Origin of the sequence: Moorena producens 3L (assembly GCF_000211815.1) — a bacterium.
Classification (GTDB): domain Bacteria; phylum Cyanobacteriota; class Cyanobacteriia; order Cyanobacteriales; family Coleofasciculaceae; genus Moorena; species Moorena producens.
Window position 1 is genome coordinate 157,837 of the sequence record NZ_GL890973.1, and the last position, 24,466, is coordinate 182,302.

Sequence of the window (24,466 nt, forward strand, 5' to 3'; positions counted from 1 at the left end):
CCACTCACCTAGGCACTGGAACTTGCTTGAGTAATGAAGCTATTACGCTATCGATCTGTAACCCATCTAACTGCACCTCTGGTTTCAGAATCAGACGGTGACGGAGTAGAGGGAGTGCGATCGCTTTTACATCATCCGGTGTCACATAATCCCGTCCTGATAACACAGCTTGGGCTTTACTGGTTTGTAACCAAGCTACAGCAGCTCTCGGGGATGCTCCCAAGGCTAAATCAGGATTTTGCCTGGTTTGCTGAACTAAGGCTAGCAAATAATCCAGCACCTTCTCGTCTACTTGGACAGCTTTAACCTCTTGACGAGCACTCAAAATTTGTTCTACAGTTGCTAGAGGTTTCAGACGTTCTAAATCCAAACGGCGTCCACGAAATCCTTTCTGAGTATTGAGCAACATTTGCTTTTCTGCCGCTGCATCTGGGTAATCCACTACCAGCTTGAATAAAAATCGGTCTAACTGAGCTTCTGGTAGGGGATAGGTGCCTTCAAATTCTAGAGAGTTTTGGGTAGCAATCACCCAAAACAATTCAGATAGGGGCAATGTTTCCCCGTCCAAGGTGACTTGCTGCTCTTCCATTGCCTCTAGCAGCGCTGCTTGGGTTTTGGGTGGGGTGCGGTTAATTTCATCAGCTAGCAAAATCTCAGTAAAGACTGGTCCCTTTTTGAGGGTAAAGTTGCGGGTATTCAGGTCAAAGATATTGGTTCCTAAAATATCCGATGGTAGAATATCTGGGGTTAACTGAATCCGCCGAAATTCGGCTTGGATTAGCCTTGCTAAAACTTTGACAAGCAAGGTTTTACCGGTTCCTGGTACCCCCTCAATAATGACATGTCCACCACTAAGCAACGCTACGAGTAACTGTTCGACTAGGGTGGATTGACCGACAATTATTTTGCCAAGGGTTTGCTTGAGGCGGTTCAAGACAGGGATATCATTGCTCATTTGGGTTGATTCGCTATCCTGTGGGACAGTTTTCGTGGTACCACAATAGCATGGGCAAACTCTGGTTGATTGGGGTTGGGATTAGTTAGCTTGGTATGCGGTAGTTTACACAATCGGGCAGTTCTGATAATCCCATCAATCAACACGAATTTGCTGCCATTTTCCCAACCATTTTAGTAAGTCTGACTCCCTAATACGACGTTTACTAGATTGAATTTCCAGCAATTGTTTCAGTTCTGTAGCTGGACGTCCAGTTTGCTCAACCCAAGCATCAATTAGAGCTTGATCCTCAAGCAGAGTCTGTCCTAATCCCAGTGCTTTTTGCAGTTGCAGTTGTTCGTCTTTTCCCACAACTTCCAACACAAACTCACTGCTGCCTGCTTTTTGCAAAACACCTGCTAATGCTCGGATGTAGGCTTCGCTGTTATCCACCACTGGTTCAGATAAGGTCAATGGTTGTCCAAAGCGGCGATTCAGAGCCCAGATGGCAACCAGAAGAATGATTAATCCTTGGATAAAGGCTGGCAACAGAGGGGTTTTCGCTAAATAACTGAATAGAGTCTCACCTACCTCTCGCTTGATCACATCTACATCTTTGTAACCGTGGAGGTATTCATCCACCCAAACGGGATTTTGCTTAGTTAAATTCCCCTCTGCTTTCAAGGGAGTAACCAGTTGGGCTAATAATTCATAGTTAGCCGGAAAGTCCTGATAGGCATTGGCAGCCAGATCCGATGTAGTGGCAAAGATAACTCTACCATCACCAATAGGCTTTTCCCAAACCACAGCACCAAAGCGATCGCTTAAAATTTTCTTCCCCTGATTACCCTTGTATCGCCGCCTGGTGTTAACCTTAACCTTTCCCGTGGAAGCCTCTTGGAGAGTACTAAAAGCAGCGTCAGTAACCGGCTGCTTGACTCCCAAAATCACCATCCTATTGCCCTGTTTAATCCATTCTCGCTCTTTACCATAAATAGCATCTACTGTCAACCAACTAGTGACACGCAATAAGGTAACCGAGCCTTGAGCATCCGTCTGATTCGCTAAATCCTCAAAGGGTTTTTGCCAACGCTGTACAGGAGTTCCCCGTTTTGCCATGTAAGCGTACCAAGCGCCATAGCCATAGGGAGCGCGGCTGTAAGTAGAACCGCTATTGATTTTATTATTAGCTGGAGCAGCTACCAGGGTAATCATCATTAGTACCACGATTGCGATCGCACTAATTACCCCTAACCGACGCTTAGGAAATTTCATCCTTCATCCTTGGCCTTTCACCCACGCTACGCGAACATACTTTATCCTTGGCCTTTCGGCCACGCTACGCGAACAACCTTCATCTGTTGATAAGCCTCCTTGCACCGTTCAAAAACCTGACTAGAGACTTCGGCGTTACTAAAACACAACTGCTGGTGGGTGATCAGTAAGATTTGGTATGGTTTAGGTTGCGGTAATTGCTGGATGAGTTGTAGATATTCTCCATCCGTGCGACTAGGATGGCGAGGGGCAATGCCAGTATCGTGTAATTGCTGCAACATCCCCATATACAAGCAACGACAGGCTTCCCTGTAGTTAGCCTGCTGCTGATAGTTTTGCGATCGCTCCCACCAATTGACCACTGATAATTCTCGAACTGGTCGTTTTGTCACTCTGTTTGCAGCTTGAGTAAGTTGTTGGTAATAAGAAATAATATAAGGATGTAATGCTCTGATCAGTCGCACCCCTAGCCAGCTTAGGATTACAGCCACAAGTAACCAAAACGTTATCCTAATCCCCTGGCCTAGTATAGGAGACAGTAACCAAGATGGCAGTGAGCTTTGGGGTTGGTCAAGAGGCACCTGAGACATTGTCAGCTCCCACCACTCCCCGAATTGTCGTTGCAGCAGCTGCAACTGCCAATCCAAACTGTTTTTTTCAAAGGAACCAGTAGACATAAGATACTGATAACTAATAATATCAAACAGCGGATTTAGGGCATGGATTAAGTCATCCGTGCATCCGTGTTATTATTGTGTGTAGTCCACCCTTCTATGCTTTCCCATTTACCATAATCTAAAATAACAGTACTTGAAGCCGGTAAAACTGCTATTTACTAACATGACAAGTCTCTATACTGACATTGAGATCAATGTCCCAAGGCAGAAGGTTTGGCAAATTTTGTTCCATAAACAGCAGTGGAAGTACTGGAACACATTTCTGTTTGATTGTGACTCAACTTTACGGTTTGAGCAGGGGAAAGAAGTCTTTCTGTCGCTGCGACGGCTTCCCAATGAAGAAGAGACAGAATTTGAGCCATTGGTGACACAACTTCAGCCTGGTGTGTGTCTAAGTTGGGTGTCTTCTATCCCTGGCTTTCGTAGTGAATGTGTATTTGATTTGCAAGAAATAGGAGTGGGTCGTACCAAATACGTCCACAAACACTCTTATTCCGGTATATTGTCTCGGGTGTTTCTACCGTTTATCCGAGAGGATGAGTTACGAGGTATTAAACGAATGGCATGGGAGTTGAAGCGTTATGCTGAGGGGTTTTAGAACGTTAGTATGGCGCTAGCACACGCTTAATCCGGGTGAAGTGTTAAAGATGACACTGTAGACACTAACGACTTAACCACACCCGGAAGCACTGGTTTACCAGACAAGTAATCCCTTAGTCAAGATAGCCCATTAGTTCATCTGTCCCTTCACTAACATTTGTAGCAATAGGACGATTTTGGGGTAATGGCTTTACGCTCAGCTGTTTCCTATCGATGTATCCAGAGGATCCAGTTCCTTTAGCAGTGAATTGGAGTTCCTTGTCTTTATTGCTATCTGTGCTGCTCATATCCCTCCTGGGACTCCTGAGTTAGAGTCAAAAATACCTTATTATATAGCTAAGTCTGGTCTAAGTTGACCAAGTTAGGCTTACATTGACACTCCCCACGGCGCTTATGCCGGGGGATTCTTGCTTCGACGAACTGACTTTAATACACAAGGGTTTTGCCGTTCCTCGCACCGAATAACCGTGTACAAACGTATTATCTAGTTTGAGCAAGTGTACCCAGCGGTCTGATCTCCACAAGCGTACTGGAATAAGTCATCCAGGGTTTGGGCGTGCCCCGCCCTACCTTTCACTAAAAAAACTAACTTTGGCGCTTTGGTCGGTACTCTGTCGAGTCCATGCGTTTTAAGGGTTTTTCGCTCCCTTGCTACTACCATCGCTTTACGTCGTAGATTAATTGGTGATACCGACGAATTTTCACCTGTGGTAGGCCAGCCATAGCATTATAACATAAATAAAAGAAATAAAACGCCGAATCGCTCAATACTTTAAAAGCTCAATTCTTTTAAGTGAGGGGTCAGACTAACCCCGTATCTAAAGCTAGAGGCGTATAGACCTCACCCCTGAAACTACCCAATTTTTCACTCAAGGTTATACTATCACATTTGATAGCCTTTCTATAGCTAAAGTTGCTAGAACTACCACAGCCACAGTGCTCCCCCGTGATGTTTAGTAGATTTTGGGATTGATTGAGAGATCAGTACAGTTACCAGTAAAGCTAGCAATACAGCTACCAGTTAAAGCTATTCAGGGCATGAGTACTCTAGATGTTGGCCTCAACAACTATGATTGTGCCAGCAATAGTGAACAGATTCATCGGCCATAACCCAATAGTTACGGCCAATAACCATTAATCATTACTAATCACTAATAAATCTCTAGCCTTGCTCTGGATTGTTCTATAGTCCTTAAGGATTGGTTCTAGTCCTTCTTCTTCTTTTTCAACATAATCGTCTAAATCTCCAAATACTCTTTTAATTTCTTCATAAATCAGAGTACACTTTAAGGTAAGTTGCTGATGAATATCAGATATCAACTTAGTTTTATCACTCTCTAATTTTTTGCCAATCTTGCTAATTATCATTCTTCTTTTCAGATAAAGCGCTCCCCCGGAGACTAAAATTCCAACTCCGGCAAACGCAGCACCGATAAGATCCAATATTACTATTTCCGTTATCGCCATAAATAGGCCAGCAATTACTGTTACTGCCGCTCCACCTAATATATTGGTAGCGACTCCACTAGCGTTTGATTTTAAGGAATTGATAAACTCAGCATCTTCAAGGAGCTTAGACGCTTTTTGCTTAACGTCTTCAAACACCTCATGACGGCGCTCCATAACTCGGATAGATAGATTGCTATTACTGGAATAATTCTGGATAGTCTCCAAATCTTGTATTAACGAATCAATTAGGTTTTTAATATCCCCTAAAAAATGGAGTGTCCCCTCTTTTAAGGTTTCTTCTAACGAGAGCTGTAGCTCTGGTTCATACTTAGCCTTGATCTGATCGATCCAGGCTTGGATTGAGGCATTTTTCTTAACGGTACCAACAACGGACTTATTGATTAGTTTAGGAAAGGTGAAACCAGCGCTAAAATCAGATTTTATTTGCTCAGCAACTAGATCATAGTTGGCAGCCAACTTATCCACCAGTTTAGTAATGTCATCTTGAGACTTTTTTTCACCGACAGCTAGTTTAGTTTTGATTCGTTCTACTGATGATTTATCCAGCTCTAGTTGCCGTTGGATAGATTTTAATTCATGCTCTAATTCATCAATCACGTTTTGAGTGCGATCGCTAATTGATTTAAGTTTAATTTTGTAAGTCTCCCCACCGGTAACCATATCATTAATAAATCCTCTCACTTCCCTAAACCCACTCCCCTCCTCATTCCCATTGTTTTCTAATTCCGCTGATGTCGCAAAAACTATAGGAGACTCAATATGTCGTTGACTAGCATAGTCTTTAACTCTCTGAGTATTTCGGCTTAATTCTTCTGGTTTAGTTAAATCAGACTGTTGAAGTATAAAGACTACTTTTTTACGCCATTGCTCACTAACATAATCCAGGAGTTCCCAAGCTGTTTTATGATAGGGATTCTTAGCGAAGAAGACAAAAAACACTAAATCACTGTTAGGAATATAGTTTTCAGTAATCTCTTGGTGGTTTTCCAGAATCGTATTCGTTCCAGGAGTATCGACAATTGATAAAGTTTTCAAGATATCAATGGGTAAACCAATTTTTCGTAACGTTGGGCTAATTTCTTTTTCAAACTGCTCCTCTGAATAAACAATTTTTTGAATAACATCCGTACATGGCTCAACATCAGTTTGACAAATTTTTTCTTGAATTATGGCATTAATAAAGCTACTTTTTCCGGCTTTTACTTCTCCAACAATAACTAACAAAAACGGTTCATTACTATTTTTTTGTATCGTCCTTATTTTTGACTGTAATTCCGGTTTATTGATTTGAATAACAAATTTATGCAAATCTTGTAATAGGTCATCAATATAAAGTTTGTGGTTGTACAATACTTGATCAATAATTTGATTGTTCATTAATCTTACTCCCCTAGATTATACTATCCTAAATTAGGACCAAATAATTAGTCAATTTTCTAGCTATGGTAGATTGATTATAGTTTTTTTAAAAGGATATCGCCAAAAACACTGATCAGGTAAACATTCAGCTCTCAGCTGTCAGGGATCATCCCTTGATTAGTCATTAATCAGTAGTCATTGGTCATTTGTCTAATGCGATCGCGAAGCTGTTCCTTGTTCCGTTCGCGAACGGAACATCGCATCTTAACAAGACTCAGCCGTCAGCCGTCAACATATTTCACTCGACTCTGGTTTGCGTTCGCGAACGGAACATGGCATCTTAACAAGACTCAGCCATCAGGGATTACCCCTGAATATTATTTCACTCGATTCTAGTTTGCGTTCGCGAACGGAACATCGCATTATGAATCGGGGGGTAGAGTCCCAATGTTGACGAGACCCGAATCCCCTCATATCGTTGTAAATTTTCTCGAAGTGCTGACGCAGTTGAGGAAGAATAACCTTTAAAATCTCTCTCACGGTAACCAACTCAAATGGATAAAATTCGCTTATTGCTTATTGTTTCAGTTTAATCCCTCTTGGCTAGGTTTGTCTAAAGACCATTGCTCAGGACTGAGCCACTGATCCAGTATAATCAAATTAAGTCGAGATGGCATAGTGCTTGTAGATAGCAAGACTAATCATGGCAGCAACACACATACGCTTTGACTGGGCGATCAAAAAACAACTGCGAGATAAAGCTAATTATGTTGTCCTCGAAGGCTTTATCAGCGAATTACTCGGGGAAGTGATTACCATTGAATCGATATTAGAAAGCGAAAGTAATCGAGGGACACAAGACAATAAACTCAACCGGGTGGATATTCTAGCTCTCAATAGTGCGGGAGAGTTATTGCTGGTGGAGGTGCAAAATAGTTCGGAAAATGATTACTTTCAGCGGATGTTATTTGGAGTTTCGACTCTGATTACCGAATATCTGGATAAAGGAGAGCCTTATAGTAAAGTCAAAAAGGTCTACTCCATTAATATAGTTTACTTTCCCCTCGGCCAAGGAGAAGATTACATATATGAGGGAAAATTAGATTTTATCGGACGTCATATCCAGGATAGACTAGAGCCATCAAATCTCCAGAAGGAGTTGTTCAAAATTGAGCAGGTGTACCAGATATTTCCCGAATATTACATCTTGAGAGTCAAACAGTTTAATGATGTGACCAGAAACAGTTTGGATGAATGGATATATTTCCTAAAAAATAGTGAAATCAAGGAAGACTTCCAAGCCAGGGGATTAGCCCAAGCCAAAGAAAACCTGAGGATTGAGAATCTCCCGAATACAGAAAAGGCAGCCTATCAGAAATATCTGGAAGATAAACGGTATGAAATTAGTATGCTGGAAGGGGCAGAGGCAGTCGGAGAATTAAGGGGTAGAGAAGAGGGCATAAAACAGGGTAGAGAACAGGGCATAAAACAGGGAATAAAACAGGGCATAGAACAGGGCATAGAACAGGGCATTCAACAAGAACGTCGTGCTAGCTTGGAGCGAATACTCCAACTAAGATTTGGAACGATTCCTTCAGAGATATCTGAAACAATACAAGGCTTAGATATCCAACAAGTGGACAACTTGATGGCAACGGCATTAACAGCTCGTTCTTTAGATGAGTTTAGCCAACATCTGCCGAATTAATGGCCAGGTGTTAAACTAGAAGTCTAAAAGAGATTAAGTCGAGATGGCATAGTGCTTGTAGATAGCAAGACTAATCATGGCAGCAACACACATACGCTTTGACTGGGCGATCAAAAAACAACTGCGGGATAAAGCTAATTATGTTGTCCTCGAAGGCTTTATCAGCGAATTACTCGGGGAAGTGATTACCATTGAATCGATATTAGAAAGCGAAAGTAATCGAGGGACACAAGACAATAAACTCAACCGGGTGGATATTCTAGCTCTCAATAGTGCTGGAGAGTTATTGCTGGTGGAAGTGCAAAATAGTTCGGAAAATGATTACTTTCAGCGGATGTTATTTGGAGTTTCGACTCTGATTACCGAATATCTGGATAAAGGAGAGCCTTATAGTAAAGTCAAAAAAGTCTACTCCATTAATATAGTTTACTTTCCCCTCGGCCAAGGACAAGATTACATATATGAGGGGAAATTAGATTTTATCGGACGTCATATCCAGGATAGACTAGAGCCATCAAATCTCCAGAAGGAGTTGTTCAAAATTGAGCAGGTGTACCAGATATTTCCGGAATATTACATCTTGAGAGTCAAACAGTTTAATGATGTGACTAGAAACAGTTTGGATGAATGGATATATTTCCTGAAAAATAGTGAAATCAGGGAGGAATTCCAAGCCAGGGGATTAGCCCAAGCCAAAGAAAACCTGAGGATTGAGAATCTACCGAATACAGAAAAGGCAGCCTATCAGAAATATCTGGAAGATAAACGGTATGAAATTAGTATGCTGGAAGGGGCAGAGGCAGTCGGAGAATTAAGGGGTAGAGAAGAGGGCATAAAACAGGGTAGAGAAGAGGGGATATTAGAAGGCATTCAACAAGAACGTCGTGCTAACTTGGAGCGAATACTCCAACTACGATTTGGAACGATTCCTTCAAAGATATCTGAAACAATACAAGGCTTAAATATCCAACAACTGGACACCTTAATGACAACGGCATTAACAGCTAATTCTTTAGATGAGTTTAGCCAACATCTGCCTTAACCATTGAACCTACCCTAATAGGGATGCCAAGGGCGAACAACCTTTAACCCAACGATACCACAACTCCTAAACTTTCGTTCCCAATCCTATCCACTGCTGACAAGGCATAGATTCCCGACTCTAGCGCTATCTCTAGCGTGGCTGAATTCAGAATTTTGTACAACCTCCAAACCCCATCTTGTTGTCGATAAAGAGTCCAATAACAAATCTCTCCATCACAAACTTTCTGCCAAATTAGCTTACCATCTCTTGCTCTGACATTACCTGGTGTCTTAGGTGGCTCAGTCTTTAACCACTCCATAGTAGGAACAACAGCAGGTTCAGAATAAATAGAGCTTTTCAACTGGTCAACCACCTCTAAACGATTTTCTGTGAATACTTTCATGCTATAGAAAATATTCCCTAGGGAGAGTTGAGACACTAGATCGCGGCTAATTTCAACTTGTTCTTCATACTCAGAAATCGGCCACTCTTCTCCATCTAACTTACTGAGTCTATTCCCAGAATAAATGTGTCGATTTTTAGGATTATTTTCTGTCCACCATTGCAGTAAAACCGGATAACTTTGGGCAGGAGGCTCAATGCGCCAGTAAAGTTGAGGAGCAATATAATCGACCCAGCCTTCTTCTAACCATTTTTTCGGGTCAGCATAGATAGCTTCATATTGATCTAATCCCTTAATTTGAGGAGGTTGTCCAGGACGATAAATTCCAAAGGGACTAATCCCAAATTTAACTTTTGGCTTAGTAGCTTTAATGCCAGTGTAGAGACGCTCAACCATCTTATTCACATTGTCCCTGCGCCAATCCCCCAAACTCAGTTCACCCCCAGCTTCCTGATCAGCTTCATAGGTTTTTTGATCAGGAAAATCTTGATCTTTGATAGGATAAGGATAGAAATAGTCATCCAGATGAATCCCATCGACATCATAACGACCCACTACATCCAGAATCACGTTATAAGTCCAGTCCTGAACTGTTTTTACTCCTGGATCCATCCACAATTGTTTACCGTGTTGATACACATAGTTTGAATGGGTAACGCTGATGTGAGGCTTGACTTTTGCGGAAACTTGTGATCCTGTTGCAGCGCGGAACGGGTTAAACCAGGCGTGTAGTTCAATATTGCGTTTGTGACATTCTGCGATCGCAAACTCCAGCGGGTCGTAAAACGGTTCTGGTGCTTGCCCTTGGGTACCTGTTAGCCATTCACTCCAAGGTTCTAATTCTGAGGCATATAACGCATCTCCCGTCGGTCGTACCTGGAAAAACATAGCATTGAGGTTAAGTTCCTCAATCCGGTCAATAATCTCGATCAGTTCCTCTTGCTGTTTTTCTACAGCTAGACCCTTTTCAGAGGGCCAGTCAATGTTCCAGACACTGGCAACCCAAACTCCCCGAAACTCTCGCTGATGGCTAACCTCCCTAGTGGTTTGGAAAGCAACCGTGTATTTTGAGTTTAGGTCTGGCACCTGACCCAAATACGCCAAAGCTTGATAGATAAACGCTGCCACATCAGCACGAGTTGCCACTTGAGTGGGTCGCAGTCGCTTGGGATTGGGATAATTGACAATTATGTTAGCATCCGTAGCGGTGGCTATCCTGTCTCGGGCATAACCAGGAATTTTATCCACATCTTGATAGAGTTGGGGTAGCTCTATCTGTACATCCGATATCTCACTCAAGGGAAGGTTCAAGCCAGCTGCGATCGCTACCAAGGCTTCCACTCGAACCAGATTAGTGTCTGGGCGGAAGCGATTACCAGGATAACCCGACATAAAGCCAGTTTCGTAAGCATATTGAATCGCCTCCAAAGCCCAGTGTTTCTGTGATACATCAATAAACTTCGGAGCAGATCGTTGTTTTTCGGGTTGGGAAAAAGCGTTTTTTAATATGGCAGCAAACTGAGATCGATTCATGGGTAGATTAGGTCGGAATCTGCCATCAGGGAAACCGCTAATCATTCCCTGATTGGCTAAACCTTCAATAAATGGCTTTGCCCAGTGATTTTCCGTATCAGGGAAGCCAGTAAAAGAAGCTACCATAGTTTTATTGCTAGGCATATTGGGGGCTTAACCGCAATTTTAGCCGCACTATTATAGCAAGTGGCAAATTAATACCAAGTTGCGTTTACAGATAGTAAATTCACCGATGGGGAGATGGCCAGAGGTCGTGATGGCACGAAAGAACTATATTGATGCATGATCATGCATCAAAAGTGCCTAGATGAGACCGGATCAGTAATGAAGTGATCAGGGGTGATGGTAATAATGCGTGATTCAATAGTCTTCCGTGTCTTATCCCCTCATCCAGTCATCCCCTCATCCAGTCATCCCCTCATCCAGTCATCCCCTGCTTTGGTGAAGCCATACTTAAGCAATGTCAGGAGGTTGATTGTTAGAATCTGACTTGGGTGCTGACCGGATTTGCTGTAGTTGAGCTTGTATTAAATTTCGTAGGTCCTCTCGAGAGACCTCTGAACCAACCGCTAAATTACCAGGTGTATCAAAGAAAACAGTACTAGTGACGGTGTCGATTGCCAACATCTGAAACAAAATGTGAGTGACTGGCACCCCGCACGCCATAAGTTGAGGATCCCAATCAGAATGAAAATTGGCAGCATCTTGAACAGTCGGAAAAGCATAAATAACATTTTTCTCCAGGTCAGGGTTAGCACGATTACTCAGTGTAGTCAACACCCAACCTTGGTCAAGATTTTGGAGAATGTAATATTCCAGATGGTTTAGTTGTTCCGCCAGAAGTTTGAGTACTGGAGCGATCGCTTCAATCGATTGAGGCGTCGTTCCATCTTGTGGGGCATTATCAATCAAATTGTTAATTTGTTCGTCTAATTCCATAGGAGCTATAGGGTGAGGAATTTGGCTGCACATAGTCTAAACCTAAATCAAATTTGTCGAGAGTACGTGTATGTTAGGGTCGTTATTGAATGAAAATCATGATGAGGGAAGTCTGCCTGGGCGTGGAAGGACTATTTGAACTGCTGTATAACGAACTCCGGCAGTCCACTCGTGCTTCTAAGCAAAACTGCCAGGACGTAGCAAGACGTATCGCTGATGAAGTTAATCGTATTTGCAATGAAAGTAATCGGATTCAAAACTCTGGGGATGTGGACAGCTGGGCTCAAAACCTCGCTAACCATCGTCTCAAGCAAGTTTGTCATTACTACAAACTGGGGTCGCTCCAAGGAAGGGTAGAACTACAGAGTACTCTTAGTGCGATTATCTACCGCTACATTACACCCCATCAAACGCCGACCAGTTACCAGGCGCGGCTGAATATGATTGAAGATTTCTTACAGGGATTCTATGCCGAAGCCTTAAATGCCTTTCGGCGGGAAACCTCCCTGGAGGAAACCTATCGTCCCCGCAGTCTCCTGGAACTATCAGAATATATGGCGTTTACAGAGCGCTATGGTAAACGACGTATTCCTTTACCCGGTCGCCGTTCCCAACAGTTGGTCATTCTACGTGCTCAAACCTTTTCCCAACAGCAACCTCCAGAAACCTCTGTGGATATGGATACAGCAGCGGAAGGAGCAGCACAGGAGTCAGATGCGACTTGGAATGATGCGGCGATCCAGCAGGTGCGGGAAGCAATGGTGTTATCAGACTCTGAACCCCTAGACTCCAGCCTGCGGGAAACTGTAATCAAAGAATTATTTGCCTATCTCGAAGAACGCCAGCAACATGATTGTGCAAATTACTTTACTCTGCGGCTGAAAGACCTGCCAACCAGGGAAATTGAGGAGATTTTAGGCATCAATCCCAGACAGCGGGACTATTTACAACAACGGTTTAAGTATCATCTGATTCGGTTTGCTCTGTCTCACCGCTGGGAATTGGTACATCAGTGGCTGGGAGCAGATTTGGATCGAAATCTGGGGCTAACACCAAAAGAATGGCAACGATTTCAACAAAAACTGAGCTCCCAACAGTCAGAATTACTTAAACTCAAACAACAAGGTTACTCCAATGAAGAAATTTCTAAGACCTTGGGTTGTACACTAAACCAGGCACAGAAGCGATGGTTTAAGTTGCTCGAAATTGCCTGGGATATTCGTAATAGTTCAGTATCCGGATCCGGTAGATCTAAAGATGAATAGTGACATAGATAACAATATGGACGCTTTCTATAGCCGCTTAATGGCTTGGCTAAAAGAGTCCCGTCCCGCTGCTTCAATACCATCAAACGGTCAAGTAAACGATACTGTACCTCTGGGTGAGACAACAGCAGCGGATTTTGACTTTGATGTATATCCCCTGGATTTATCAGAATCACTGGACTTGGAAAACTTGAACATTGTCCCTAATCACAATGGCGAAGCGGTTTTAGACCGCATGTGGGTGGATTCACTAGAATCGATCACCCATGATGACCTTACACTAGGCGGTGAAATCCGCCGCTACAACTTGGGAGAGATGTCAACCGTGCAAAATCGTTTCCAGACGCTATTGAAGCGCAAACTACAAGCTCAAATTGAACTTAACCCACCTCTGTTTCCTTGGGAGACAGAAATGTCTGACTATGAAACTGATATTGTTGACGCAATAGCAGAGTCTTGGGTTTCCGGAGTTAGGTTTTGGATGCCACAGTTGTCTAACTTGGCTTTACCAACTGCCATACCAGAAAACGTTTTATCTCAATTGCTAGAAGCCTGCTCTGAGGCAGTGTCTTCCCAGTATCAGCTAGGGGCTAAACTGGTTAGGGCAGTTCAAAAGCTGTTTCCTGACGAATTCTATGCCCTTAACTCCTGGAGTGGCACCATCTTGATGGGAAGTGCCCGTTCTACAGAACAACTACTGCCATCCCTACCTTACGAAGAAGCTAACAATGACCAAAAGATGGTCTTAGCTCTGTTAGCAGCTAAGGAAATTCTTACCACCCTGACCATTCCAGTTTCACCAAATCAAACTCCTGTGGAGCGCCAGTGGGAGACTAGTGCTGGTTTAGTGACTCTGCGAGCCGAATATCATCAAGAAGATGGTGTGTCTCAGCTACGGGTCAGCACTCGTTTGCCTAGAGGTGGTAGCTTAACTCTAGGTACACCTCAAGCCTCCGCAAAAGCAGAACGTACCTATCCAGGTTACCTGAGTGTAGAATCCTATGATTTACAACCGAATCAGATTTGTTCTATCGAGATTCGCTTCCATCATGGAGAACAGAAACCTTTGACCTTTGCAATCTGCCCGACAAATTAGTCAGAATACTTGCAGGTTAACAGGTGAATAGGTGAATAGGTTGCAGGTTAACAGGTTGCAGGTTGCAGCTTAACAGGTTAACAGGTTGCAGGTGAATAGGTGAATAGGTGAATAGGTTGCAGGTGAATAGGTTAACAGGTTGCAGGTGAATAGGTTAACAGGTTGCAGGTGAATAGGTTAACAGGTTGCAGGTGAATAGGTTAACAGGTTGCAGGTGAATAGGTTGCAGGTTATAACCTTCAACATTCCAACCTTCAACATTCCAACCTTCAACATTCCAACCTTCAACATTCCAACCTTCAACATTCCAACCTTCAACATTCCAACCTTCAACATTCCAACCTTCAACATTCCAACCTTCAACATTCCAACAACATTCCAACCTTTAACATTCCAACCTTTAACATTCCAACCTTTAACATTCCAACCTTTAACATTCCAAGCTTGACATATAACCTATCACGCATCTACCATGGTGAGTCAGTTTTGGCAGCGTCTTGAGGCGAAGCCATTGCCTCCTACAGAGGAGTCGATTTCGTTAAGGGTGTTGGTACAGGCACTGGTAGTAGTAGGAATTGTGGCTGTTGATGTCGCCGCATCTACCTTCTGGAGTCTTTGGGCAGTACCCTTAAGTATTGTGGGAGCAACCTGGAGTTGGTATCGTCGTCGCCAACGTAACATTGCTCTGAAATTCTTGCTGGCATTGGGGATGTTGCTGGCATTGGGAGCCTTTTTGGGCAATGTATTCAGTCAGCTCAATGATACCCGCTTGGCTCTGGCTCAGTTGTTAGTTCAGCTGCAAATTCTCCATAGCTTTGACTTGCCGCGCCGCAAGGATTTAGGCTATTCGATGGTAATTGGGCTAATCCTGTTGGGGGTCGCTGGTACTGTGAGTCAGACTCTGGCGTTTGCCCCTCTGTTGTTAGTATTTTTAGCGATCGCATTACCGGTTCTTGTCCTGGATTACCAGTCACGCTTGGGTATATCTACGGAAAAAAAAGGTAAAAAATTATATTGGTTTAATCCACACTCCTCACCCATACCCCTAAAGCGTCTCATTTTATTCATCGGGGTAATTATGGCGCTAGGGTTAACGATTTTTGCTCTGATGCCTCGTTTCCCTGGTTATCAAATCCAGATGTATCCCGTCAGTGCTCCTGGGGAAATGGCAAACCGGAGATTTGATTCACAAAATAGGTTAATTGTTAACCCTGGCTATGTAAGTGAAGGGAAACAGCAAGGGGAAAATGGTAGTGGTGACTCTCAAAACGCTACGGGTTCTGGTGAGTTGGATGAGACATTTTACTATGGCTTTAATAGCAAGATTAACCAGAATCTGCGGGGAGAACTCAAACCTAAGGTAGTGATGCGGGTGCGTTCTCAAGCACCGGGATTTTGGCGAGTGCTAGCGTTTGACCACTACACGGGTCAGGGTTGGGAAATTTCTCGGGATAATCAAGTTCAGAAAATAACTCGACCAAGCTGGTCCTATCGCTTCCAACTCTTACCTGCCTTGATCACAGGTCAAACCAAAAAGGTAATTCAAACCTATACAGCTGTATCAGAATTGCCGAATCTGATTCCCGCTTTGGCCTATCCTAACGAATTGTTCTTTCCGTCGCGGGAAATAGGTATTGGAGCAGAAGGCAGTTTGCGATCGCCTTTAGGTTTAGTAGAAGGACTGACCTATACCGTAATATCAGAAGTTCCATTTCGCGATCGCACTAAGTTGCAGCAAGCTGGGGATAACTACCCCAAGTCGATTCAAAACTACTATTTGGATATTCCTGCTCAAATTGCTGTGAGGGTCAGGCAACGTACTGAAGAACTCCTAGCCACTTCAGAAAAACCTCTTACTTCTTCCTATGAAAAAGCCTTGTATCTAGCCCAGGCGGTTAAGCAGCGTTATCGCCTCCCCCAAGACCCCTCACAATTCCCTTTTTTAGAAGAAAATCAAGATTTGGTGGAAGCCTTTCTCTTCAAGTATCAAGGTGGTTATCCCGACCACTTTTCCACCACCCTCACGATTATGCTCCGTTCCATAGGCATCCCAGCCCGATTAGTGGCTGGATTTGGCACTGGCGAATTTAACCCCTTTACCGGGTTTTACATCGTCCGCAATACTGATGCCTATGCCATGACTGAGGTTTATTTCCCTCAATACGGTTGGTTTGCCTTTGACCCCATCCCAGGTCATGAATTGCTGCCCCCCTCCGTCGAGCAATATCAAACCTTTAGTGTCTTGCGGCAGTTTTGGCAGTGGGTAGCAGGTTGGCTCCCCTCACCAATCACTGGTTTACTGAGCAACCTATGGCATTTCACCATTGGTACCATTATCCGAATATTTGTTGGATTGTGGAAGATGGTATCTAGTGGTTGGTTAGGTATGTTGAGCGGCTTGATATTAGCGATCGCATTTGGTTTTCTGAGCTGGCTAGGTTGGCATCAGTGGAAAAACTGGCGCTATCGTTTCTGGTTGGCAACATTGCCACCAATGGAACAGATTTACCAGCAAATGATCAAGATTTTAGCAACCAAAGGGTATGTCAAACATCCGACTCAAACTCCCCTAGAGTACGCTAGCTGTATAAGTCAAGACCAGCCTCAAGCATCCGCTGAGGTCATTGAGCAGATTTCCCATGCTTATATCCGTTGGCGTTATGGAGGTCACAGACCTAATATTAAACAACTGCGGCGGCGACTGAAGCAGTTTAGCAAAAATAGGTTTAAGGTTTAAGGTTTAAGGTTGAATGTTGAATGTTAAAGGTTGCTTGAAGGTCAACAGTCAACGGTCAACACTAAACGGTTAATAAAAAGACTTTTGCTTTAATGGGGTTCATCTCAGTATTTATCTAATGACTGTTCTTCTACCTGCTGTCGTTTCGGTCGGTTTAATTATCCTGATTGGATTTATTGCTGGTCGCACGTTATCTCTGGACAAGCAAACTCTTTCTCAGCTATCTCTTTATATTCTGGTACCAGCGTTGATAGCAGACAGCTTGTATCGGACAACACTGTCTACCGAAAGCACCACTGGTTTAGTTGCTGGCTTGATCATTACCGCTGTGTTGCTTTACCTACTGAGTTGGGGGTTAGGCAAACTGTTGAAATTACCAGCAGTTGTCCAAAAAAGCTTTATGGTTGCTGCTATTTTTCCCAATGCTGGAAACCTCGGGCTTCCTCTCAATTCCTTTGCCTTTGGTACACCGGGTTTAGAACGCGCTATAGTTTACATGATCACAGCTGCCTTGTTGATGTTTGCTATTTGTCCCGCTTTACTTAAAGGGGGTAGCATTAGTTCTGGAGTGCGCTTAACCCTAAAACTACCGCTACTCTGGGCAATGCTGGCAGGATTAACCTGGCGTTTATTGCGCTTAAAACTGCCTTTAGGGCTAGATAAGGGTATTCACCAGTTGGGTATGGCAGCAATCCCTATCGATTTAATTGTGTTGGGGATACAATTGTCCCGCACCCGTTTGGTAATAGGACGGTATGAGGTGCTTGCGACTAGCTTGCGTTTGTTGGTAGCTCCCCTAATTGCCCATACCGTTGGTCAAGCATTGGGACTGGAGGGATTAAATTTACAGGTGTTGGTGTTACAAAGTGCCATGCCTGTAGCAATTAGTACGGTAGTCTTGGTCACTGAGTTTGGGGGAGATGCTCCGGTAGTAGCACGGACAGTGGTTTTGTCTACCTTAGTGAGTTTCCTTTCTCTTCCCCTAGTTTTGTGGGCCACTACTTAGTTAGTATTTATCCATGAATAAGAGCTAAAGTAGAGAATTAACGGATATAGAATTGTAAAAGATTTAACAGGATCAGTAATTATCTGGATTACGAAAGCCAGGTTATTTTGTCATGGTTACATACAGAGATTATTTCTCTGACCATCTTTTTGAACTAGCGCTTTCAGCAATTCAAAGCAGTCATGAATACTCAACTTGCCAGTCCACCTGCTCAACACGACAGTTTAAATGTCCCTACTCGCCAAAGCTCATGTAAAGAAGGAGGTATTGTTACGGATGGAATTGGAGAAGATGGCAATATTACCACCTTCGCGATCGAGGAAGAAGGGGGTGCAAGCACAAAGCGCCTTGTCAGAAGAAGGGGGAGACCTGCTTGAAGCCTTGAGTAACAACCTAACTGCTATCGAACACAAACAACATCTCTCAGGTATTGACCTTAAACCATTACCAGTGAAAAGAATCTCAAGATTGGCACACTTGCCAATTTTTTAGTAATTATAAAGATTAGGGCATATAGCAATCCTATAGGATTGCTATAGTGAGAAATGTCGCCCTCAAGGGGTAAGCCATCTAGTGACAATTCCCTGGACCGATTAGCAGCGTTTTTCAGCATTTAGGCAATTTGTCAACAGAGTGCACTATATTTTCGGAGTAATATCAGGATGTATTTAACTATAAAATTTACCTGTGATCAGGGAAATATAACTTATAGTATACCAAAATTAATTTGGCTTAGAGTGTGTTTTAAAATACCAATTTATTACCAAACAAAGTATGATATTGACTTGATTAGCCACACTATTATCTAGTAAACCGAAACAAAAAAAGAACTTGGGTAATCAGCAGAACAGTATAAATACTAGTTCGTTTTGTTTGGCAATAGATGAATATTTTAATTTTGGGCAACCCTGAAGATACTCACGCTGCGCATATCAACTATGCTCTGACTAAGGCTGGAGGCAAGACAAACTATCTCGATACCTCTCTGTTTCCTACTAAATTACGCCTATCTTGGCAGCCACACACTAACGATGGAATTCTCACCCTATCCGATGGCTATCAATTACGTCTGAGAGATATTCGTAGCATCTTTTGGCGTAATTTTTCTGGAGTTCAAATTCCCCCAATCAAAAATCCATTACAGCATAGAGTTGCTTTTAATGATGCTATGAGTACCCTAAGAACGTTGATGCAAGGAACCTCAATTCACTGGGTTAACTCATGGCAAGCTTATGAATTTCATAAGGAAAAACCTCTACAATTGAGCAAAGCTCAACAAATGGGTGTAACGATTCCCCATACTCTAATTAGTAATGATCCAGACGCTATCATTAAGTTTACGAAGTCTTATGAGCAAGTAATTTTTAAGCCAGTCTATGGTGATGCTCATGTCCAGTTTTTAACAGAACAACATCTACAACCTGAACGACTAAACTTAGCCCTGCGGCTTTCTCCTGTTACTATACAGGAGTATATCCCTGGCACCAATATTCGCACCTATGTAATTGGGGACTCGATGTACTCGGCAGAAATTCGCTCCAAGTCTCTTGACTTTCGAGAAGATATCGATGCTCAATTGATTCCGGTCAGGCTGCCAAAGACCGTGCAACAGCAGTGTAAAGCTATCACTAGAGCGTTTTGGCTCCAGTGGACGGCGATTGACTGGCGTTTAAAGCCAAATGGTGAATACGTGTTTCTTGAAGCTAACCCCAGTCCGATGTTTTTACACTTTGAGCAACAAACTGGTTTCCCTATCACCCAAGAATTAGTTAATCTTCTGATCAGTGATATCAATTGAGTCCTGAGTCGGAAAGTGCAGAGTTCCGACTCCACAGTCAAAAGTTAACAGTTAACAGTTAACAGTTAACAGTCAAAAGTTAACAGTCAACAGTCAAAAGTTAACAGTCAACAGTCAACAGTCAACAGTCAACGGTTAACAACATTAGTCTTAGACTTACAAGCTAAGGTGTGAAAACCATTCATGACATGAACCGTTGGAGTATCGGGTGTGGGTATTGTGTACCAATCATTCTCCGATTCTTCCCGGCTGATTATACTACCCTGGGAATCGTATTGTTCAAAACGCGATGTACGTATGGAACGCTCAGGGCAATTAACTTGAACCGTGATAATGGCAGAATACACTCCTGGTTCGAGAGGATTACCAAATACTATCCTACTATCAAAGGAGTGGATGGGATTGCCCATTTCATCAGTGGTGGTGACCAAAGAATCGACATCAAAGTAGTGGATATTGCCTGTCTGAGCATTTGACATGACTCTGACCCAACGCCTTGGTTTTGTCTGAGCTATAGCAGTCTGAGATAGACAAGCGATCGCAGATAAGATTAACAGAAATTTACCCATAGAATTTACCAATAGTAGTATCAATTTATTTAGTATCAATTTAGTATCAACGGTGACAGCTCGGAAAGCTGCCACTGTGTTACACTTAATAGTAAAATCTAGCAGGATTTATTCAACTGTTTCCGAAGCAACCAGGCAAGCCCTATCACTCCTAAGGAAGCAGAAGACACTGGTTCTGGTACAGACTTAGATTCAGGCTTGTCTTGGGACTTAAGTGCTGCTAAGGTGGATTCCGCTAGGATCTGATGGCCAGCTGTCGTTGGGTGGAAGCTATCCCAGAATAAAAACTCGTCTGGATTAGCACAGGCAATCAACGTTGCTTGATCTAAGCACGTTTCCGTCACATTCGTGAAACCAAAGTCTCCAGGATTGGTCACAACCTGATTAAATAGGTCATATTCATCAAAGAATATCAGGTTAATGTCAGGTAATGATTGGCTCAAAACCTTAAGGGTGGAGTCCAACACAGAGTTATGCTGCTCGATCAAATCCGTGAGGCGAGTCGATAATGCACTACCTAGCCTCAGTGATTGAGGTATCTTTCCCAAATCCGGTAAGTTAAGCACTAGGAAATTGCGAGCACCAAAGTTATACAGGGAGTTCAGTGCTGTCTGTATATTCCCGACGACCTCAGTAGGATTAGGAGGTTCCACACTCTGGTAATCATTAGCACCTGACCACAGAATATAGAGGGCGTTGGGGTCAGCCATCTGATCAGATACGATTAGGTCATTGGTAAACCCTGGGACTTGGGTGAGTAATCCCGGTACAACCTCCCCGAACTGACCAATCCCAGCCAATCCGGTTCCAGCACCACCAAAAGCAAAGTTTACGCTTTGAGTAGTCGTCGCACCATTGAAGAAAAAACTCACCCGAGGGCCATCGGGAGTGATAGTGATTGGAGACAGTATCGGGGAATCCGGTAACAGCAACGACAAATCAGTAGATCGCTTCAGGTCTATGTCCAGAGCATCTGCTAGATAATCTACCCAGATCGGACCATTGCTAGAACGTCCCTGAAAGTAGGGTGGACTCTGGGGGATGATGGGAAGAGTGGGATTTAGCTGATTGCTTGCCTTACTGATATTGAACAAATTGCCAGTATCCGATAGGCTATCACCAAACACATAAAGATTAGTGAAATCTAAATCATATGCCCTAGCTTCAGAGGGCAACATTAAAGATAATAGAGAAAATCCGAAAGCCGTAATTGCGTTTTTCATTTTTGATTGTCTGTGATTGTGGGCAGGTTTCAATCGAAAACTAAAAACCTACAGAGATAGAGTACTGCTTTGGGTGACTCTCTTTATTAAGAGCTGGCAAAATTTTTGGGTTATAGTATAAATAAACAATAAAGTCTTACAATAAATTTAGTCAGGCTGGATATGGTATCATGTCCGGGAACATCGATAGTGTAAAGCGTGGGTAATTGATAATTGGTAATCGGGAATTGGTAAGTGTGATTACTACCAAGCTATTCCCTATTTACCCTTACCGATTACTAAAATAAACAACAAATAACACTACCGAAACAACCGGACACGATCTGACAGGTTAGTCGCTTTTTTAAAAAATACGGTTATGACATTTAGATACTCTACCAGTGGTGCTACATCAGTCATTTCCAGAAGAGTAGCTGAAAAATCTTCTACTTATTCTCCTAGCAAGAATGAACTCCATGATGTCCAGGAGCCGATTATCACTGCTCCCCTAGAAGTGCGCCGAATTATAGAGCGAGTCTTGCAGGCAGAAAAGGATAAACTCTATATGAAAACTCCCCGTAATATTAATGATGATATCCTGAGAATTGTCAAGGAAGAAGTTCAATGAAGCTGCTATCTATTCAGCTATTTAATTTTCGTCAGTTTTATGGTAAGACTCCCGTGATTGTGTTAGCCAGTGGCGAGCAAAACACTACGATTATTCATGGGAATAATGGTGCAGGTAAGACTACCATCCTGAATGCTTTTTCGTGGGTACTCTATGAAAAGTTTAGTGCTGCTTTTGCTTCAGAAGACCAACTGCTGAATAAGCGAGCTCTTGCTGAAGCTCAGTTCAATAAACCAGTAGACTGTTGGGTAGAAGTGGCATTTGAACATAATAATAAACGCTACCAAGTCAAACGTCTATGTCGTACTTACAAAACTGAGTTAGGAGTCGATCAAGGTAACACAGAATTGTATCTCCAAATCGCTGGAGATGATGGACGCTGGTTATTACCTCAACAACTACCCGAGGATATCATTGGTCAAATTTTACCAGCTAGTTTGCACCAATACTTCTTTTTTGATGGGGAACGAATTGAGCAACTGGTACGCTCCGATAAAAAGTCAGAAGTTGCGGAAGCAACCAAGACCTTGCTAGGGGTAGAAGTTTTAAATCGCTCCATTAAACATTTAAGGGAAGCGAAAAAAACCTTAGACTATGAATTGTCTTTAATTGGCGACTCTGAAACTAAGCAATTGCTTAAACAACAGCGAAAATCGGAAAAGAAGAGCCAGAGTCTAATCAAGCGTCAAAGGGAAATCAAGCAGGAGTTAGAGGAGCAAGATGAGCTAAAGAAGATAATTGGTCAACGGTTATTAGAACTCGGTGGCGCTCAGGAGTTACAACAACTGCGGGATGAACTAGAAGCTAGAGAAAAGTTAATTAGAGAACAGCTAAAACAAAGCCAAAATATCTTGAAACGAGCTATATCAACTCGTGGCTATACGGTGCTGCTCTCAGAGGTAAGCTCAACTTTTCAAGAGATTGTCAAAGACTTAATAACGGAAAGAGGGGAATTACCTGTTGGGATTAAGCGGCAATTTGTTGGGGATTTACTTAAACACAAGCGCTGTATCTGTGGTGTAGAATTAACTGAGGGAACTCATGCTCATCAGCAAGTAGCAGCCTGGATGGATAAAGCCGGAATGGCTGAAGTGGAAGAAACGGCAATTCGTATGGGTTCCCAGGTTGATGAAATTAACCAACAGGTGCCAGAATTTTGGCAGGATGTTGACCAACAACAAGATACTATTGCTCAGGGAAGAACTGAGCTTTCTAGAATTGAGACCCAACTAGATGATATCAAGAAAAAGTTACGTAACTTTCCCGATGAGGATATCAGTCATCTCCAACAACAATTGGATGAGATAGATACTAGGATTCGGGAGCTAACCCTAGAGCAAGGAGGTAATCAACAACAAATTGAACAGTTGGATACAGACATTGACTTAAAGGATAAGCAGATTGCTAAGCACAAAATGAATGAAAGTAAGCAGGCGTTGATACAGCGACGGATTGCTGCTGCTCAAGATTCTATTGAACGGTTAATTGAAGTTAGGGAACGTTTAGAAACTCAGTTTCGGACTTCTTTGGAGAAGCGGGTCCAGGAGATATTTATCTCAATTTCCTTTACACCTTACATTCCTAAGTTGAGTGATAAGTATGAGTTAACCTTAGTAGAAAGTACTCTTGGGGAAGAAAACCTAGTTGCTGCGTCTACGGGAGAGAATCAGATTCTAAGTTTATCCTTTATCGGCGGAATTATTGACCGAGTTAGGGATTGGAGTCAAGAGCATTCTCTGATGGGACCCGATAGTAGTACTTTTCCTATTGTAATGGATTCTCCCTTTGGAAGCTTGGATGAAATCTATCGTCGGCGAATTGCTAATATCTTACCTAGACTGGCGAATCAATTAGTAGTTTTAGTGACTCAGACTCAGTGGCGAGGAGAAGTGGCTGATGAGATACTTCCTTTTCTTGGTAAAGAGTATGTGTTGACTTACAATTCTCCTAAGTCTGATTGTGAAGAAGATGTTATTGAGCTAGCTGGAAATCGTTATGATTTGGTAAGGCGTAGTCCAAATCAGTTTGAATATACTGAGATTGTTGAGGTAGATTATGAGTAACTATTCAGCTTATGCTTAGATGGGCAAATTACCATAGTTTCAATACTCTCAATCTCGAATGATTAAATTCTCCTGTTCCAGATTTATTTTAAGCTGTTCGCGTAGGATGAGCTTTTAGCTCACGGCTGACAGCTGACCACTGAATTCTTATGATAGTACCTCAAAGGATTGATAACAGCT

23 protein-coding genes and 1 pseudogene are annotated in these 24,466 nt (G+C 42.8%); 14 read left to right on the forward strand and 10 right to left on the reverse strand.

Translation table 11 applies throughout. The features are described 5' to 3' along the window. Positions 1–4: 4 nt before the first annotated feature. The 3 genes from LYNGBM3L_RS32385 to LYNGBM3L_RS32395 form a co-directional block, all read right to left on the reverse strand. Complete coding sequence (locus LYNGBM3L_RS32385; protein WP_008191379.1) at positions 5–955, reverse strand: AAA family ATPase; 951 nt, start codon at positions 953–955, stop codon at positions 5–7. Positions 956–1,090: 135 nt separating this feature from the next. Further along, entirely contained in the window at positions 1,091–2,209 is a 1,119-nt protein-coding gene (locus LYNGBM3L_RS32390; RefSeq protein WP_008191383.1) for a DUF4350 domain-containing protein, read from the reverse strand. 41 nt (positions 2,210–2,250) lie between these two features. Continuing rightward, positions 2,251–2,886: a DUF4129 domain-containing protein gene (locus LYNGBM3L_RS32395; RefSeq protein WP_008191386.1), complete on the reverse strand. Its 636-nt coding sequence runs from the start codon at positions 2,884–2,886 to the stop codon at positions 2,251–2,253. A 163-nt stretch (positions 2,887–3,049) separates the two neighbouring features. Here LYNGBM3L_RS32395 and LYNGBM3L_RS32400 point away from each other — a divergent pair, with 163 nt between their 5' ends. Continuing rightward, a complete protein-coding gene (locus LYNGBM3L_RS32400) occupies positions 3,050–3,484 on the forward strand; it encodes an SRPBCC domain-containing protein (protein WP_008191388.1) in 435 nt (144 codons plus the stop codon). Between the two features lie 115 nt (positions 3,485–3,599). Here LYNGBM3L_RS32400 and LYNGBM3L_RS44775 read toward each other — a convergent pair whose 3' ends face one another. Then, positions 3,600–3,773: a hypothetical protein gene (locus LYNGBM3L_RS44775; protein WP_008191390.1), complete on the reverse strand. Its 174-nt coding sequence runs from the start codon at positions 3,771–3,773 to the stop codon at positions 3,600–3,602. A gap of 682 nt (positions 3,774–4,455) precedes the next feature. On the opposite strand from LYNGBM3L_RS44775, the gene LYNGBM3L_RS44780 reads away from it, so the two are divergent. Beyond that, a complete protein-coding gene (locus LYNGBM3L_RS44780) occupies positions 4,456–4,596 on the forward strand; it encodes a hypothetical protein (RefSeq protein WP_154659988.1) in 141 nt (46 codons plus the stop codon). A 24-nt stretch (positions 4,597–4,620) separates the two neighbouring features. On the opposite strand, the gene LYNGBM3L_RS32405 is transcribed toward LYNGBM3L_RS44780, so the two are convergent. Then, positions 4,621–6,333 (reverse strand): dynamin family protein, encoded by a 1,713-nt coding sequence (locus tag LYNGBM3L_RS32405; protein ID WP_008191396.1) that lies wholly within the window; start codon positions 6,331–6,333, stop codon positions 4,621–4,623. A gap of 180 nt (positions 6,334–6,513) precedes the next feature. Between LYNGBM3L_RS32405 and LYNGBM3L_RS42360 the strand changes: the two genes are divergently transcribed. The 3 genes from LYNGBM3L_RS42360 to LYNGBM3L_RS32415 all read left to right on the forward strand — a co-directional run bounded on the left by LYNGBM3L_RS42360 (position 6,514) and on the right by LYNGBM3L_RS32415 (position 9,065). Beyond that, positions 6,514–6,711, forward strand: coding sequence for a hypothetical protein (locus tag LYNGBM3L_RS42360; RefSeq protein WP_131826841.1), 198 nt, complete (start codon positions 6,514–6,516; stop codon positions 6,709–6,711). 307 nt (positions 6,712–7,018) lie between these two features. Beyond that, positions 7,019–8,023, forward strand: a complete 1,005-nt coding sequence (locus LYNGBM3L_RS32410; protein WP_008191398.1) for a PD-(D/E)XK nuclease family transposase — start codon at positions 7,019–7,021, stop codon at positions 8,021–8,023. A gap of 76 nt (positions 8,024–8,099) precedes the next feature. Further along, a complete protein-coding gene (locus tag LYNGBM3L_RS32415; RefSeq protein ID WP_008191400.1) occupies positions 8,100–9,065 on the forward strand; it encodes an Rpn family recombination-promoting nuclease/putative transposase in 966 nt (321 codons plus the stop codon). Between the two features lie 43 nt (positions 9,066–9,108). Here LYNGBM3L_RS32415 and LYNGBM3L_RS32420 read toward each other — a convergent pair whose 3' ends face one another. Together LYNGBM3L_RS32420 and LYNGBM3L_RS32425 are read right to left on the reverse strand one after the other, a co-directional pair. After that, positions 9,109–11,109 carry a glycoside hydrolase family 10-like protein gene (locus LYNGBM3L_RS32420; protein WP_044495731.1) on the reverse strand — a complete coding sequence of 667 codons (2,001 nt, stop codon included), beginning with the start codon at positions 11,107–11,109 and terminating at the stop codon, positions 9,109–9,111. Positions 11,110–11,436: 327 nt separating this feature from the next. Then, positions 11,437–11,922 (reverse strand): hypothetical protein, encoded by a 486-nt coding sequence (locus tag LYNGBM3L_RS32425; protein WP_044495767.1) that lies wholly within the window; start codon positions 11,920–11,922, stop codon positions 11,437–11,439. A 101-nt stretch (positions 11,923–12,023) separates the two neighbouring features. Between LYNGBM3L_RS32425 and hetZ the strand changes: the two genes are divergently transcribed. Beyond that, positions 12,024–13,187 carry a heterocyst differentiation protein HetZ gene (gene hetZ / locus LYNGBM3L_RS32430; RefSeq protein ID WP_044495770.1) on the forward strand — a complete coding sequence of 388 codons (1,164 nt, stop codon included), beginning with the start codon at positions 12,024–12,026 and terminating at the stop codon, positions 13,185–13,187. Then, positions 13,180–14,283, forward strand: coding sequence for a hypothetical protein (locus LYNGBM3L_RS32435; RefSeq protein ID WP_008191411.1), 1,104 nt, complete (start codon positions 13,180–13,182; stop codon positions 14,281–14,283). Before hetZ ends, LYNGBM3L_RS32435 begins: the two co-directional genes overlap by 8 nt. Positions 14,284–14,437: 154 nt before the next feature. On the opposite strand, the gene LYNGBM3L_RS48150 is transcribed toward LYNGBM3L_RS32435, so the two are convergent. Further along, on the reverse strand, positions 14,438–14,665 hold the full coding sequence (locus LYNGBM3L_RS48150) for a hypothetical protein (protein ID WP_008191413.1): 228 nt from the start codon (positions 14,663–14,665) through the stop codon (positions 14,438–14,440). Here LYNGBM3L_RS48150 and LYNGBM3L_RS50050 point away from each other — a divergent pair. The 5 genes and pseudogenes from LYNGBM3L_RS50050 to LYNGBM3L_RS32460 form a co-directional block, all read left to right on the forward strand. Then, a pseudogene (locus LYNGBM3L_RS50050) lies at positions 14,563–14,784 on the forward strand (pentapeptide repeat-containing protein); the annotation flags it as partial. The gene LYNGBM3L_RS48150 and the pseudogene LYNGBM3L_RS50050 overlap by 103 nt on opposite strands. Continuing rightward, entirely contained in the window at positions 14,756–17,020 is a 2,265-nt protein-coding gene (locus LYNGBM3L_RS32445; RefSeq protein WP_008191415.1) for a transglutaminase TgpA family protein, read from the forward strand. The pseudogene LYNGBM3L_RS50050 and the gene LYNGBM3L_RS32445, both read left to right, overlap by 29 nt. 118 nt (positions 17,021–17,138) lie before the next feature. Further along, on the forward strand, positions 17,139–18,026 hold the full coding sequence (locus LYNGBM3L_RS32450; protein WP_008191417.1) for an AEC family transporter: 888 nt from the start codon (positions 17,139–17,141) through the stop codon (positions 18,024–18,026). A gap of 228 nt (positions 18,027–18,254) precedes the next feature. Then, positions 18,255–18,518, forward strand: coding sequence for a hypothetical protein (locus LYNGBM3L_RS32455; RefSeq protein WP_008191419.1), 264 nt, complete (start codon positions 18,255–18,257; stop codon positions 18,516–18,518). 391 nt (positions 18,519–18,909) lie between these two features. Beyond that, complete coding sequence (locus tag LYNGBM3L_RS32460) at positions 18,910–19,824, forward strand: MvdC/MvdD family ATP grasp protein (RefSeq protein WP_008191421.1); 915 nt, start codon at positions 18,910–18,912, stop codon at positions 19,822–19,824. A 128-nt stretch (positions 19,825–19,952) separates the two neighbouring features. Here LYNGBM3L_RS32460 and LYNGBM3L_RS32465 read toward each other — a convergent pair whose 3' ends face one another. Then, the gene (locus tag LYNGBM3L_RS32465) at positions 19,953–20,393 is read right to left on the reverse strand and encodes a surface-adhesin E family protein (protein WP_131826842.1); all 441 of its coding nucleotides are present in this window, start codon (positions 20,391–20,393) and stop codon (positions 19,953–19,955) included. A 98-nt stretch (positions 20,394–20,491) separates the two neighbouring features. Next, complete coding sequence (locus LYNGBM3L_RS32470) at positions 20,492–21,616, reverse strand: SGNH/GDSL hydrolase family protein (RefSeq protein ID WP_044495733.1); 1,125 nt, start codon at positions 21,614–21,616, stop codon at positions 20,492–20,494. A 358-nt stretch (positions 21,617–21,974) separates the two neighbouring features. On the opposite strand from LYNGBM3L_RS32470, the gene LYNGBM3L_RS32475 reads away from it, so the two are divergent. After that, positions 21,975–22,223: a hypothetical protein gene (locus LYNGBM3L_RS32475; protein ID WP_008191425.1), complete on the forward strand. Its 249-nt coding sequence runs from the start codon at positions 21,975–21,977 to the stop codon at positions 22,221–22,223. Further along, the gene (locus tag LYNGBM3L_RS32480) at positions 22,220–24,286 is read left to right on the forward strand and encodes an AAA family ATPase (protein WP_008191426.1); all 2,067 of its coding nucleotides are present in this window, start codon (positions 22,220–22,222) and stop codon (positions 24,284–24,286) included. Before LYNGBM3L_RS32475 ends, LYNGBM3L_RS32480 begins: the two co-directional genes overlap by 4 nt. Positions 24,287–24,466 lie beyond the last annotated feature (180 nt).

What these genes read in the sequence shown, in the direction of transcription:
- LYNGBM3L_RS32385 (WP_008191379.1), bottom strand. Translation starts at nt 955, where the DNA reads ATGAGCAATGATATCCCTGTCTTGAACCGCCTCAAGCAAACCCTTGGC.
- LYNGBM3L_RS32390 (WP_008191383.1), bottom strand. Translation starts at nt 2,209, where the DNA reads ATGAAATTTCCTAAGCGTCGGTTAGGGGTAATTAGTGCGATCGCAATC.
- LYNGBM3L_RS32395 (WP_008191386.1), bottom strand. Translation starts at nt 2,886, where the DNA reads ATGTCTACTGGTTCCTTTGAAAAAAACAGTTTGGATTGGCAGTTGCAG.
- LYNGBM3L_RS32400 (WP_008191388.1), top strand. Translation starts at nt 3,050, where the DNA reads ATGACAAGTCTCTATACTGACATTGAGATCAATGTCCCAAGGCAGAAG.
- LYNGBM3L_RS44775 (WP_008191390.1), bottom strand. Translation starts at nt 3,773, where the DNA reads ATGAGCAGCACAGATAGCAATAAAGACAAGGAACTCCAATTCACTGCT.
- LYNGBM3L_RS32405 (WP_008191396.1), bottom strand. Translation starts at nt 6,333, where the DNA reads ATGAACAATCAAATTATTGATCAAGTATTGTACAACCACAAACTTTAT.
- LYNGBM3L_RS32410 (WP_008191398.1), top strand. Translation starts at nt 7,019, where the DNA reads ATGGCAGCAACACACATACGCTTTGACTGGGCGATCAAAAAACAACTG.
- LYNGBM3L_RS32415 (WP_008191400.1), top strand. Translation starts at nt 8,100, where the DNA reads ATGGCAGCAACACACATACGCTTTGACTGGGCGATCAAAAAACAACTG.
- LYNGBM3L_RS32420 (WP_044495731.1), bottom strand. Translation starts at nt 11,109, where the DNA reads ATGGTAGCTTCTTTTACTGGCTTCCCTGATACGGAAAATCACTGGGCA.
- LYNGBM3L_RS32425 (WP_044495767.1), bottom strand. Translation starts at nt 11,922, where the DNA reads ATGGAATTAGACGAACAAATTAACAATTTGATTGATAATGCCCCACAA.
- hetZ (WP_044495770.1), top strand. Translation starts at nt 12,024, where the DNA reads ATGAGGGAAGTCTGCCTGGGCGTGGAAGGACTATTTGAACTGCTGTAT.
- LYNGBM3L_RS32435 (WP_008191411.1), top strand. Translation starts at nt 13,180, where the DNA reads ATGAATAGTGACATAGATAACAATATGGACGCTTTCTATAGCCGCTTA.
- LYNGBM3L_RS32445 (WP_008191415.1), top strand. Translation starts at nt 14,756, where the DNA reads ATGGTGAGTCAGTTTTGGCAGCGTCTTGAGGCGAAGCCATTGCCTCCT.
- LYNGBM3L_RS32450 (WP_008191417.1), top strand. Translation starts at nt 17,139, where the DNA reads ATGACTGTTCTTCTACCTGCTGTCGTTTCGGTCGGTTTAATTATCCTG.
- LYNGBM3L_RS32455 (WP_008191419.1), top strand. Translation starts at nt 18,255, where the DNA reads ATGTCCCTACTCGCCAAAGCTCATGTAAAGAAGGAGGTATTGTTACGG.
- LYNGBM3L_RS32460 (WP_008191421.1), top strand. Translation starts at nt 18,910, where the DNA reads ATGAATATTTTAATTTTGGGCAACCCTGAAGATACTCACGCTGCGCAT.
- LYNGBM3L_RS32465 (WP_131826842.1), bottom strand. Translation starts at nt 20,393, where the DNA reads ATGGGTAAATTTCTGTTAATCTTATCTGCGATCGCTTGTCTATCTCAG.
- LYNGBM3L_RS32470 (WP_044495733.1), bottom strand. Translation starts at nt 21,616, where the DNA reads ATGAAAAACGCAATTACGGCTTTCGGATTTTCTCTATTATCTTTAATG.
- LYNGBM3L_RS32475 (WP_008191425.1), top strand. Translation starts at nt 21,975, where the DNA reads ATGACATTTAGATACTCTACCAGTGGTGCTACATCAGTCATTTCCAGA.
- LYNGBM3L_RS32480 (WP_008191426.1), top strand. Translation starts at nt 22,220, where the DNA reads ATGAAGCTGCTATCTATTCAGCTATTTAATTTTCGTCAGTTTTATGGT.